The organism is Agromyces aerolatus, assembly GCF_031432255.1.
Lineage (GTDB): Bacteria > Actinomycetota > Actinomycetes > Actinomycetales > Microbacteriaceae > Agromyces.
Genome location: NZ_JAVKGQ010000014.1, coordinates 54695 through 66957, shown reverse-complemented (window position 1 = coordinate 66957; position 12263 = coordinate 54695). Strand labels below are relative to the sequence as shown.

Here is a 12263-nt window from a genome sequence, read left to right as displayed (position 1 = left end):
GTCGCGCAGTGGGGCTGCGCCGCGATCGACTGGGAGCATTCGCTCATTCCGTCGAGCGACGGTGGGCCCGATCGGATCACCTCGTGGTGGGTCATCCACTGCCCCAGCGGATACCGCCCGGGGTACAGTTCCTTCTTCACCGCTCGACCCGATGACCCGCCCACGCCTGTAGCGGATTCGGTGGCGGCGGCGTCCGCCCCGTTCACGGATGTCTGCCTGCTCATCCTCAAAGGTGACCATTGCTTCCTGCACGAGACGGATCCGATGACCGGGCAAACCGTGTACGAACCGACGTATTTCTGGACCGGCGACGCGGGTCCCGCGCATGGTCGACTCCGCATCGGCTCCGTACCCGGCATCTGGCCGGCCTGCGGCGAGGGCTCCACGATCACGACCCTTCCCGTGCAGTCGTTACCGAAGGGCACCGGAGTGGGAGCCGCCCTCCCGTCCGTCCCAGGCACGGTGAAGTCGGTGATTTGGGAAGACGCCGATTCGAGCGGCAAGATCATCGGCATACGAAGCATGCGCTGCAACCTCGAGTGCGGACCCATGGGCGAATGAGAGAGGCAGCAACATCGAGTTCCGCGGTCGAGTAGGCGCGCCAGCGCCGTATCGAGATCGAGAAGCCCGTCGGCTCAGCCGGCGGGCTTTTCGTCTGCGGGATTTTCGTATGGTGATCGTCGTGCGCAGCGAGTGGAATACTGCAATACTCGAACGATGAGCATGCGACGAAGCTTCACTGCGGTCCTGATCGGCGCCGGCCTCGTCGTCGGCGGAGTGGGCCCGGCGGCGTTGGCGGTGGCCGAGGGTGCGGCCGGGCCGGCGGAGGTCTCGGGCACGCCGTCACCGCCTTCGAGCGATGAGCGCGCGGCGGCGGGCGAGGTGCTCGACTATGTCACGAGAACGCCGAGGCCGGTGCCGCCGGGGGTCGGTGCGCCGAGCGAGGCCTGGGGCGAGTTCGTCGCGGCCACCGTGGCGTTCTACACGGACTTCCCCTACGAGGCGGGCCTCGTGCAGTGGGCTGCACGTCGGTCGGGGACTCGTTCGAGGTGCAGTTCCTCCCAGCGGCAGACGGGGCACCGGATTCGTATACGTACTCGTACGGCCTCGGCTGCGGCGACGGTTATCGTCCGACCCACGACGAGGTGTTCGCACCGAGACCCGACGCCACCGGAACCACCTCGTCCCCGGTCATCGACGACGGCTGCCAGTCGGTTGCGAGCGGGCAGCTCTGCCTCGGCATGTCCGACGAGATCCGCGGCGAATACGCCTGGACCGGCTCGCTCACGCACGGGCGTGCCCGCCTCGGGCAGTCCGACCTGCCGGCGCCGGCGTGCGACTCGGGTTCGGCGGTCGTCACGTCGACGGTGCGAACGCTGCTCCGGAACGACGCGATCCGTCTCGGGTTCGCTGCCGCACAGTCCGGGAACTGGTCGTTGACCTTCGATCAGGCGTACTCCACGGGCGGCCTCACAGGCGTCAGCACCGTTACCTGCCGACCGAGCCCGTAGCGTCAGGCGCCGTCGTCGAGGTCGATGGGCTCGCCCGCGAGATCGTTCTCGGCGGCGATCGGTTCCTGCTCGCGGGCGGTGCCGCCGGTGGGGCCGTCGTTGCCGTCGCCGGGGCCGGGCCACACCGTCTCGCCCGCGACGGCGTCGTTGACGACGGTGTGCTCCCAGCGTTCCTGTTCCTCGACGCCGATGTCGTCGTCGAGCTGTCCGAGGTCCTCGTTGCGATCGGTCATGCCCCCATTCAACGTCCCGGGTCGGATCTGTCGGACCGGCTTGACACCGGCCCGCCCCTGCCAGCTCAGGAACGAAGGCACGACGCGCCGCCGAGACGCGGCCGGCTCGCCGCGGACGGGCCCGGGGTTCCTGAGCAAGGAGCTGTGGGCATGGGGCGACCGGGGCGGCGCCCGGAAGCGCGCGGTGGACGGCATCAGGCGTCCACGCGGAAGCCCCGCTCGCCGACCGGGTCGAGGTCGGTCGTGGTGAGCGCGGTGACCTCGGCGCCGGGCGGGCCCTCGTCGAGCCACGCGAGCATGCGGTCGACCGCGGCCGGTTCGCCCTCGATCTCGGCCTCGACGGCGCCGTCGGATCGATTGCGGACCCACCCCGATATGCCGAGCCGTTGCGCTTCGACGCGGGCGCCGAACCGGAAGCCCACGGCCTGGACTCGACCGTGCACGACGACGTGGACCCGGACCATACGACCTCCTGGCAAGCAGGGTACGCCCGCTCACCCCGTTCGATGGCTAGGCTGCCCCGCATGGGCGCACTGAGCGACTACATCGGCAGCCTCGACCCCGCCGAGCGCGACGCGCTCGAGCGCATCAGGGTCCGCGCACTCGAACTCGTCCCAGACGCCGAGGAGGGTATGGGGTACGGCATGCCCGCGCTGACCTACCGCGGTCGCCCGTTGCTGAGCGTGCGCGCCACGAAGACGCACCTCGGCTATTACCCGTTCAGCTCGGACGTGATCGACCGGCTGCGCGACGACCTCGAGGGACTGGACTGGTCGAAGGGCACGATCCGGTTCCGGCCGGAGCATCCGCTGCCCGCCGAGCTCGTCAGCAAGCTCATCCTGCTGCGCCGCGACGAGATCGACGCGGCGACGATCCCCTAGCGAGACGTCCCGGTCTCGATACGCGTGCTCGTTCCTCGCTCGCTACTCGACCAGCGGGTGGGTGCGACGTCGTTGCGTGCTGCTCGACCGACGCGCTCAGCCGATGCGGATGAGCTTCTTGTTGACGAACTCGTCGGCGCCGAAGCGGCCGAGCTCACGGCCCGAGCCCGAGCGCTTGATGCCGCCGAAGGGCAGCTCGGCGCCGTCGGCGAGCACGACGTTCACGAACACCATGCCGGCCTCGATCGAGTCGGCCACGCGGAGCGCCTGCTCCTCGTCGGTCGTGTAGACGTACGAGCCGAGACCGTAGGGCGTGTCGTTCGCGATGCGGATCGCGTCGGCCTCGTCGGTCGCACGGTAGACCTGTGCGACCGGTCCGAAGAACTCCTCCTTCGAGGCGGGGTTCTCGGGCGAGACATCCGTCAGCACCGTCGTCTGGAAGAAGGCGCCCTCGCGCGTGCCGCCGTGCACGAGCTTGGCGCCGTGCTCGACCGCGCGCTTGACCTGCTCGTCGAGGTTCTCGGCCGCCTTGAGCGACGACAGCGGGCCGAGCGCGGCGTCCTCGGCCGTCGGATCGACCGCCTCGACCTCCGCGAGCTTGGCCGTGAACTTCTCGAGGAACGGCTCGTACAGCTCGTCGATGACGACGAAGCGCTTCGCCGCGTTGCACGACTGGCCGTTGTTGTCGAGGCGCGCGTCGACGGCGTTCTGCACGGTCGCGTCGAGGTCGTCCGTCGAGAGCAGCACGAACGGGTCGGAGCCGCCCAGCTCGAGCACGACCTTCTTGAGGTGACGCCCGGCGAGCTCGCCGACCTTCGCACCGGCACGCTCCGAGCCCGTGAGCGAGACGCCCTGCACGCGCGGGTCGGCGATGACCGTCTCGATCTGGTCGTGGGTCGCGTAGATATTGACGTAGGCGCCCTTCGGGAAGCCGGCATCGAGGTGGATCTGCTCGATCGCCGCAGCCGACTCGGGGCACTGCTCGGCGTGCTTCAGCAGGATCGTGTTCCCGATGATGAGGTTGGGGCCTGCGAACCGGGCGACCTGGTAGTACGGGAAGTTCCACGGCATGATGCCGAGCAGCACGCCCAGCGCCGAACGGCGGATGACCGCGGATCCCTCGCCGTCGAGCAGCGTGATCTGCTCGTCCTGGAGGAAGTCCGCCGCATGGTCGGCGTAGTACTCGTAGATCGCGCCCGCGAAGTCGACCTCGCCGAGCGCCTGCTCGGTGGGCTTGCCCATCTCGCGCACGATGATGTCCGCGAGCTGCTCGCGACGTTCGACGTGGAGCTCGCCGACGCGGCGGACGAGCGCGGCGCGCTCCTCGACCGTCGTCGACCGCGACCACGTGCGGTACGCCTCCGAGGCATCGGCGATCGCGGCCTGCAGGTCGGCGTCGCTGATCGTGGGGTAGGTCTTGACCGTCTCTCCGGTTGCCGGATTGACCACGGCGTAGCTCATGAACGCTCCTCTTCCGACGGTGCCCGCGATTGATCGACCGGGCGGTGACGCGGTGCACACCTGTGCTCAGCCTACGTCCCACGACCCCCGGCGCACCTGGACGGTGTGTCGCATCCGCGACGTCGTTTCGACGGCCCGTACATGAGCCGTGCCCGGGGCGATGAGTAGGGTGGCCGCAGACGGAACGAGGAGGACGACGTGCCGGAGGGCGTGCTGCACGGGATCCGCGTCGCCGACTTCTCTCGCGTGCTCGCCGGACCGTACGCCACGATGCTGCTCGCCGACTTCGGCGCCGACGTCATCAAGATCGAGCCGCCCGCGGGTGACGACACGCGAGAGTGGAAGCCCCCGGTGGATGCCTCGGGCGAGGCCACGTACTTCGGCAGCGTGAACCGCAACAAACGTTCCGTCGCCCTCGACCTCGCGACCGATGCGGGGCTCGCCGACGCGCGCCGGCTCGCCGAGACGGCCGACGTCGTGATCGAGAACTTCCGGCCGGGCGTCATGGCCCGGTTCGGGCTGGCGTACGACGACATCCGCGCCGCGAACCCCGGCGTGGTGTTCTGCTCGATCACGGGATTCGGCGCCGGGGCCGGGGCGGGCCTCGCCGGGTACGACCTGCTCGTGCAGGCGGTCGGGGGCCTCATGTCGATCACGGGCGACCCCGGCGGCGAGCCCGCGAAGGCGGGCGTGGCGCTCGTCGACGTCATCACCGGGCAGAACGCGGTCGCGGGAATCCTGCTCGCCCTGCGCGAGCGCGACCGCACCGGCCGGGGCCAGCGCGTCGAGGTGAACCTCCTGCAGGGGCTGCTCTCAGCGCTCACCAACCAGGCGGGCTCGACGCTCGCGACCGGGCGTGCCCCGAAGCGCATGGGCAACCAGCACCCGAGCATCGCGCCGTACGCGGTGTTCCGCGCCGCCGACCGTGAGCTCGTCATCGCGGTCGGCAACGACCGGCAGTTCCGCACGCTCGTGCGGCTGATCGGACGCGAGACGCTCGGCGACGACGACCGCTTCGCGACGAACCCGGCGCGCGTCGCGCACCGCGACGAGCTCGGCGCCGAACTCGAGGCCGTGCTGACGACCCGGCCCGCGACCGAGTGGGCCGGGATCTTCGCCGACGCCGGCGTGCCGGCCGGACTCGTGCACGACGTCGCCGAGGCGATCGCGTTCGCGGAGTCCCTGGGCCTCGACCCCGTCGTCGACCTCGACGGCCGCCGGTCGGTCGCCGACCCGATCGGCCTGTCGGCGACCCCACCCGTGTACCGCACCCCTCCGCCCGCGCTCGACGAGCACGCGGGCGCCGACTGGCTCCATGCCGCCGACCGGCTCGATCCCGCCGGCCGGCACCACCGAAAGGACCCCGAGTGACGACCGCGCCGCGCATCGATCAGGTGTTCGACTTCGACGCCCTCCTCTCCGACGAGGAGCGGGCCTGGCAGCAGAAGGCGCGCGCGTTCGCGCAGGAGCGCATCATGCCGGTCATCGAGGAGGACTTCGAGGCGAAGCACTTCCGCCGCGAGCTCGTGCGCGAGCTCGGTGAGCTCGGCTTCCTCGGCATGCATCTCGAGGGGTACGGATGCGCCGGGGCCGGCGCCGTCTCGTACGGCCTCGTCTGCCTCGAGCTCGAGGCCGCCGACTCGGGCTGGCGCACGTTCGTGTCGGTGCAGGGCTCGCTCGCCATGAGCGCGATCGCGAAGTACGGCTCGGAGGCGCAGAAGCAGCGGTGGCTGCCCGGCATGGCCGCGGGGGAGCTCATCGGCTGCTTCGCGCTCACCGAGCCGCAGGGCGGCAGCGACCCGGCCGCGATGACGACGGTCGCGCGGCGCGACGGCGACGAGTGGGTCCTCGATGGCGCGAAGCGCTGGATCGGCCTCGCCTCGCTCGCGGACGTCGCCATCGTGTGGGCGCGCGTCGAGGACGAGTCGGGGGGAGCGAACACGGCCGGGGAGGGTGCCCGCGCCGTGCGCGGCTTCGTCGTGCCGACCTCGACGCCCGGGATCACGGCGACCCCGATCGACGGCAAGCTCTCGATGCGCGCGTCGGTGCAGTGCGATGTCGAGCTCGACGGGGTGCGCCTGCCCGCGGACGCGCTGCTGCCCGGGGCATCCGGTCTGTCAGGGCCCTTCGGCTGCCTCAACGAGGCGCGGTACGGGATCGTGTGGGGCGCCATGGGCGCCGCGCGCGCGTGCCTCGAGGCCGCGCTCGAGCGCTCGATCACGCGCGAGGTCTTCGGCAAGCCCATCGGGGCGAACCAGCTCACGCAGGCGAAGCTCGCCGACCTGCTGCTCGAGGTCGAGAAGGGGCTGCTGCTCGCACTGCACCTCGGCCGGTTGAAGGAGCGCGGCGCGCTCACGCCCGCGCAGATCTCGGTCGGCAAGCTCAACAGCGTGCGCGAGGCGCTGCAGATCGCGCACGAGGCGCGGTCGATCCTCGCGGGCGACGGCATCACGAACGCGTGGCCCGTCATGCGCCACGCCGCGAACCTCGAGTCCGTGCGCACCTACGAGGGCACCGACGAGATCCACCAGCTGATCATCGGGCGCGCGCTCACGGGGCTCAGCGCCTTCTGACGCGGCGCCCCGCTGGTCGAGTAGCGAGCGTCAGCGAGCGTATCGAGACCCGGAACGAGGTCTCGATACGCTCCGCTACTCGACCAGCGGCGAGGGAATGCCATACGGCGTCATGTCGTCGACGCGGCAACCCGACCGGGCCGGCGGCGGCGGACGCGTAGCGTTGGAGGCATGCCACCGCCCGCGCCCGACGCTGCCCCCGACGCGCGCGTGCGCCGGGTGCGCCGGGCGCTGGGCTGGTTCCGGCTCGCGGTCGCGGTGCTCGAGGTCGTGGCGATCGTCGGGAACTTCCAGTACGTGCTGGGCTTCCGGCTCTTCGCGACCATGAACTTCTTCAGCTATTTCACGATCCAGTCGGCGTTCCTCGCGGTCGCGACCCTCATCGTCGCCGGGCTGTTCGCCCTGCTCGCCCCGCGCGACCCGGCCTGGCTGGGCGTCGTGCGCACCATGGTGACCGTGTACGTGGTCATCTCGGGGATCGTGTTCGGGCTGATCGTCATGCAGGCCTCGACCGTCGACTACCGCATCGACGTGCCGTGGTCGGACACCCTGCTGCACTTCGTCGTGCCGGCGCTCGCGCTCGTCGCGTGGACGACCGACAGCATCCTCGGGGTCAATCCGCGTGTGCCGTGGCCGACGATCGGCTGGGTGCTCCTCTTCCCGTCGGTGTGGCTCTGGTACACGCTCGTCCGCGGCGACGACGTCGGCTGGTACCCGTACTTCTTCCTCGACGAGACGCAGGTCGGCGGCTACGGCGGCGTCGCCGCCTACTGCGCCCTCGTGCTCGCGATCTTCCTCGCGATCACGTCGGCTCTGGTGTGGCTGAATCGTCGGTTGTGGGTTCGGGCGCGAACGGCACGAGATCGGCCAGGACCTCAGCCCGGAACTCGTCGTCCGAGAGCTCCTCGAGCCGTCGAGCCTGCTCCGCAGCGATGATGCCGACGAGCACGGGCTCGTCGCCCCGCCCGGCGAGCCCCACGTCGACCCAGGCGGCGACCGTGCCCGGGCCGCCGACCACGGTCAGCACCTCCTGAGCCGCCTGCTCGTCCGTGGCATCCGCCCGCCAGAACGCGTCGTCGAAGCGCAGCCAGACGAGGTCGACGGTGCCCATGCCCAAGACCGCGATCGCCTGCTGATGCGGCCGCGGCAGCCTCGGGCTGAACTCGATCGTGTCGGTCTGCAGCACGCCGAGCGGGACCGTGACGATGACGCGGTCGACGCGCAGGGACTCGCCCGTGCCCATTCGCAGGCTCACCCGGTCCGCGGTGTAGGCGATGCTCGTGACGACGCTCGACAGCGCGACGTCGACGGACGCCGCGAGCTCGTCGATCACGTCGGACAGCCGGCCGGTGACGAACCGGGCCGGCGGGATCGCCGAGGCCGGATCGAAGGTCTGCGCCGACACCAGCGAGGGCCGGGCGCCCGTCACGGGCTCGACACCGCTCATCAGGGCGTACCCCAGCCAGTCGACGGGTGCGACCCCGTCGGTGCCGGGCTCGCTCGACAGCTGGTCGGCGCCGCTGCCGAGCAGGGCGGTGTCGAGTCCGACGTCGAACGGCCAGGTCTGCGCCCACGCGTGCGCGGCCGCGAGCGCCTCGGCGCCCGTCGGCTGGATGGGCGCCCACACGCCGCCGACGGTGCGCGCGTCGGTGGGCGGCGTGAGGTCGCGGGTGTCGACGGATGCCTCGTCGAGCAGCTCATCGAGGGCACCGTCGACGGTTCCGGCCGGGTCGTCGCCCGGGTCGCCGCCTGGGTCGCCGCCTGGCAGGAACAGCGCGCCGAGCTCGATCGAGCCGCCGAAGGCGTCGTCGTCGACGGACTGGATGCGACCGCCGACGCGGTCGCGCGCCTCGATCACCACGACCTCGAAGTCGGGGGCGTCGCTGCGCTCGGCGTCCTCGGCCTCGGCGTCGTCGGCCTCGGGGTCGTCGCGGCCGGCACGCCGCCCCCGCAGCTCGTTCGCGGCCGCGAGCCCGGCGATGCCGGCGCCGATGATCGCGATGCGCTCACCCGGCTCGGCGACCTGGGCCACGCGACGGGCCACGTCGCGCCCGGAGGCGAGTGCACCGGCCACGGTCCCCGGGGCCTCGGTGGCGACCGCCTCGCCCGCGAAGAAGACCCGGTCGAGCACCGGCCTGGCGAGCTGCGCGCGCCGCTCCGCGGTCGTGCCGATCGCGTCGAAGCTGAACGCGCCGCGCGCGTACGGGTCGGTGCCCCAGGCGCTGCGGCGCATCGCGGTGGGCTCCGGGACGCCCGGCGGAAGGGGAGTGGGAGTGGGCGTCGGGGTCGGGCTCGGGGTCGGAGTCGCGCTCGGCGTCGGGGTCGGCGTGGGTGACGGCGCGGTGCACGCCGCGAGCACGACGGAGGTCACTCCGGCCAGCGCCGCCGCGAGGAATCCGCGCCGGGGCATGCCCGGGCCGCCCTGCGAGTCCATGCTCACCAGGCTATCCGCCCGGCGTTGGTCGAGCAGCGCGCGAGGAGCGAGCGCGCGTCCTCCCGTTGGTCGAGTAGCGCGCGAGGGACGAGCACGCGTATCGAGACCGGGTCACCGGGTCTCGATACGCTCGCTGGCGCTCGCTACTCGACCAGCGAGTGGGCGGGGGAGGTCAGGCGATCGCGGCGTCGGCGGCCGAGAGGGCGTCGTCGATCACGTCGAGGCCGCGGGTGAGCTCGGCTTCCGTGATCACGAGCGGCGGGGCGACGTGCATCCGGTTGAAGTGGATGAACGGCCACACGCCGGCCTGCTTGCAGGCGGCCGCGACCGCGGCCATGGGCGCGGCATCCGTGCCCGAGGCGTTGAACGGCACCAGCGGCTCGCGGGTCTCGCGGTCGCGGACCAGCTCGATCGCCCAGAACAGCCCGAGCCCGCGCACGTCGCCGACCGACGGGTGCGCCGCGGCGATCTCGCGCAGCCGCGGCTCGACGACGCGGGACCCGAGGTCGCGCACGCGCTCGAGGATGCCATCGCGCTCGAACACCTCGAACGTCGCGACCCCGGCGGCGCACGCGAGCGGATGCCCCGAGTAGGTGAGCCCGCCCGCGAACGCCACGGTGTCGAAGTGCGACGCGATGCGGTCCGAGATGACGACGCCGCCGAGCGGCACGTAGCCCGAGTTCACGCCCTTCGCGAACGTGATCAGGTCGGGCACGACGTCGAAGTGCTGCACCGCGAACCACTCGCCGACCCGGCCGAATCCGACCATGACCTCGTCGGCGATGTAGACGATGCCGTACTTGTCGGCCAGCTCGCGCACGCCCGCGAGGTACCCGGGCGGCGGCACGAGCACGCCGTTCGTGCCGACGACCGTCTCGATGATGATCGCGGCGATGGTCGACGCGCCCTCGAGCGTGATGACCTGCTCGAGGTGCGCGAGTGCACGCTGCGTCTCCTCCTCGGGCGTCGTCGCGTGGAACGCCGAGCGGTACGGGTACGGCCCGAAGAAGTGCGCGACCGAGCCGTCGGACGGCTCGTTGGCCCAGCGCCGCGGGTCGCCCGTGAGCGAGATCGCGGTCGCCGTGCCGCCGTGGTAGCTGCGGTACATCGACAGCACCTTGCGCCGGCCCGTGACGGCGCGCGCCATGCGCACCGCGTACTCGTTGGCGTCGGCGCCGCCATTGGTGAAGAACACCTTGTCGAGCCCGGCGGGCGCGACCTCGGCGATGCGGCGGGCGAGCTCGCCGCGCACGTCGTTCGCCATGATCGGCTGGATCGTCGCGAGGCGCCCTGCCTGCTGCTGGATCGCCGCGACGAGGTCGGGGTGCTGGTGGCCGAGGTTCAGGTTCACCAGCTGCGAGCTGAAATCGAGGTAGGCGTTGCCCTCGTAGTCCCAGAAGGTCGAGCCCTCGCCCGCGGCGACGGGCATCGGGTCGATGAGCGCCTGCGCGCTCCAGGAATGGAAGACGTGTGCGCGGTCGTCGGCGCGCACGCGCGCGTCGGCCTCGGCGTCGGGCAGGGCGTGGGTCGCGCCCGCGCGGTCGGTGTACGTCGGCGCGTCGGTCAGGGTGTCGGTCATCGGATGCTCCTTCAAGCCGTTGATCGAGTAGCGAAGCGTATCGAGATCCGGGTCTCGATACGCTCGCTACTCGACCAGCGATGGTCAGTGGTTGCTCGGGAAGCCGAGGTTGATCTGCGACTCGGACGGGTTCGGCCACCGCGTGGTGACGACCTTGGAGCGCGTGTAGAAGTGGATCGACTCGGGACCGTAGATGTGCGAGTCGCCGAACAGCGAGTTCTTCCACCCGCCGAACGAGAACGCGCCGACCGGCACCGGGATGGGCACGTTCACGCCCACCATGCCGACCTCGATGTCGAGCTCGAACGAGCGGGCCGTACGGCCGTCGCGCGTGAAGATCGCGACGCCGTTGGCGAACTGGTTCGCGTTGATGAGCTCGACGGCCTCGTCGTACGTCTCGACGCGCACGACCGACAGCACGGGCCCGAAGATCTCGTCCTCGTACACCTTCATGCCGGGCTTCACGTGGTCGACGAGCGAGACGCCGACGAAGAAGCCGTCGCTGTCGAACCGCTGCGCCGTGCCGTCGACCACGACGGTCGCGCCTTCGGCGGCGGCGCCGGTCACGTACGAGGCGACCTTGTCGCGGTGCTCGCGCGTGATGAGGGGACCCATCTCGCTCGAGGCATCCGTGCCGTCGCCGATCTTGAGGTTCGCCATACGCGACGCGACCTTCTCGACGAGCGTGTCGGCGACGTCGCCGACGGCGACGAGCACCGACACGGCCATGCAGCGCTCGCCAGCCGAGCCGTAGGCGGCGGAGATGGCCGCGTCGGCGGCGCCGTCGAGGTCGGCGTCGGGCATGACGACCATGTGGTTCTTCGCGCCGCCGAGCGCCTGGACGCGCTTGCCGTTCTCGCTCGCGCGCTGGTAGATCGACCGGGCGATCGGCGTCGAGCCGACGAAGCTCACGGCCTTCACGTCGGGGGAGTCGAGGATCGCGTCGACCGCGACCTTGTCGCCGTGCACGACGTTCAGGACGCCCTTGGGCAGGCCGGCCTCCTCGAACAGCTTTGCGAGGAACACCGACGCGCTCGGGTCCTTCTCGGAGGGCTTCAGCACGACCGTGTTGCCGCACGCGATCGCCGAGGCGGTCATCCACAGCGGGACCATGACCGGGAAGTTGAACGGCGTGATCGTGCCGACGACGCCGACCGGCTGCTTGGCCGAGTGCACGTCGACGCCGCGCGCGACCTGCTGGGCGTGCTCGCCCTTCAGCAGGTGTACGAGCCCCGCGGCGAACTCGATGTTCTCGATGCCGCGGCTGATCTCGCCCTTGGCGTCGTCGAGCACCTTGCCGTGCTGGCTCGTGATGATCGCGGCCAGCTCGTCCTGTCGTTCGACGAGCAGCTGCCGCAGCCGGAAGAACACGTCGGCGCGCTTGATGAGGCCCGTCGCGCGCCACCCGGGGAGGGCGGCCTTCGCGGCCTGGATCGCCGCCTCGACCTCGGCCGTGGACGCGAACGCGACCTCGTGCTGCTGTTCGCCCGTTGCGGGGTTGAAGACGGGGCCGGTGCGGACGGCCGCACCGGTCTCCTGACCGGCGATGTGGTGGCGGATGAGGCTCATGCGGATCCCTTCGAGTTGCTGC

11 protein-coding genes and 1 pseudogene are annotated in these 12263 nt (G+C 71.2%); 6 read left to right on the top strand and 6 right to left on the bottom strand.

Features of this window, described 5'->3' with window-relative positions:
• The first annotated feature begins 180 nt into the window (after positions 1-180).
• Positions 181-561: a hypothetical protein gene (locus RH864_RS15460; protein WP_310518465.1), complete on the top strand. Its 381-nt coding sequence runs from the start codon at positions 181-183 to the stop codon at positions 559-561.
• Positions 562-1049: 488 nt separating this feature from the next.
• Positions 1050-1511: a hypothetical protein gene (locus RH864_RS15455; RefSeq protein ID WP_310518464.1), complete on the top strand. Its 462-nt coding sequence runs from the start codon at positions 1050-1052 to the stop codon at positions 1509-1511.
• Positions 1512-1513: 2 nt separating this feature from the next.
• Here RH864_RS15455 and RH864_RS15450 read toward each other — a convergent pair whose 3' ends face one another.
• Both RH864_RS15450 and RH864_RS15445 read right to left on the bottom strand, forming a co-directional pair.
• The gene (locus RH864_RS15450) at positions 1514-1744 is read right to left on the bottom strand and encodes a hypothetical protein (RefSeq protein WP_310518463.1); all 231 of its coding nucleotides are present in this window, start codon (positions 1742-1744) and stop codon (positions 1514-1516) included.
• A gap of 194 nt (positions 1745-1938) precedes the next feature.
• Positions 1939-2208, bottom strand: a complete 270-nt coding sequence (locus RH864_RS15445; protein ID WP_310518462.1) for an acylphosphatase — start codon at positions 2206-2208, stop codon at positions 1939-1941.
• A 60-nt stretch (positions 2209-2268) separates the two neighbouring features.
• Between RH864_RS15445 and RH864_RS15440 the strand changes: the two genes are divergently transcribed.
• Positions 2269-2625, top strand: coding sequence for an iron chaperone (locus RH864_RS15440; protein ID WP_310518461.1), 357 nt, complete (start codon positions 2269-2271; stop codon positions 2623-2625).
• A gap of 96 nt (positions 2626-2721) precedes the next feature.
• Here RH864_RS15440 and RH864_RS15435 read toward each other — a convergent pair whose 3' ends face one another.
• On the bottom strand, positions 2722-4086 hold the full coding sequence (locus RH864_RS15435) for an NAD-dependent succinate-semialdehyde dehydrogenase (RefSeq protein WP_310518460.1): 1365 nt from the start codon (positions 4084-4086) through the stop codon (positions 2722-2724).
• A gap of 198 nt (positions 4087-4284) precedes the next feature.
• On the opposite strand from RH864_RS15435, the gene RH864_RS15430 reads away from it, so the two are divergent.
• The 3 genes and pseudogenes from RH864_RS15430 to RH864_RS15420 all read left to right on the top strand — a co-directional run.
• Complete coding sequence (locus RH864_RS15430; protein WP_310518459.1) at positions 4285-5457, top strand: CaiB/BaiF CoA transferase family protein; 1173 nt, start codon at positions 4285-4287, stop codon at positions 5455-5457.
• Complete coding sequence (locus tag RH864_RS15425; protein ID WP_310518458.1) at positions 5454-6659, top strand: acyl-CoA dehydrogenase family protein; 1206 nt, start codon at positions 5454-5456, stop codon at positions 6657-6659. The genes RH864_RS15430 and RH864_RS15425 overlap by 4 nt, the downstream gene beginning before the upstream one ends.
• Before the next feature lie 171 nt (positions 6660-6830).
• Positions 6831-7430: pseudogene (locus RH864_RS15420) on the top strand (Pr6Pr family membrane protein); the annotation flags it as partial.
• Between the two features lie 31 nt (positions 7431-7461).
• On the opposite strand, the gene RH864_RS15415 reads toward RH864_RS15420, so the two are convergent.
• The 3 genes from RH864_RS15415 to RH864_RS15405 form a co-directional block, all read right to left on the bottom strand.
• Positions 7462-9093 carry a flavin monoamine oxidase family protein gene (locus RH864_RS15415; RefSeq protein WP_310518457.1) on the bottom strand — a complete coding sequence of 544 codons (1632 nt, stop codon included), beginning with the start codon at positions 9091-9093 and terminating at the stop codon, positions 7462-7464.
• 172 nt (positions 9094-9265) lie between these two features.
• Positions 9266-10672 carry an aspartate aminotransferase family protein gene (locus RH864_RS15410; protein WP_310518456.1) on the bottom strand — a complete coding sequence of 469 codons (1407 nt, stop codon included), beginning with the start codon at positions 10670-10672 and terminating at the stop codon, positions 9266-9268.
• Positions 10673-10756: 84 nt separating this feature from the next.
• Positions 10757-12241: a CoA-acylating methylmalonate-semialdehyde dehydrogenase gene (locus tag RH864_RS15405; RefSeq protein WP_310518455.1), complete on the bottom strand. Its 1485-nt coding sequence runs from the start codon at positions 12239-12241 to the stop codon at positions 10757-10759.
• Positions 12242-12263 lie beyond the last annotated feature (22 nt).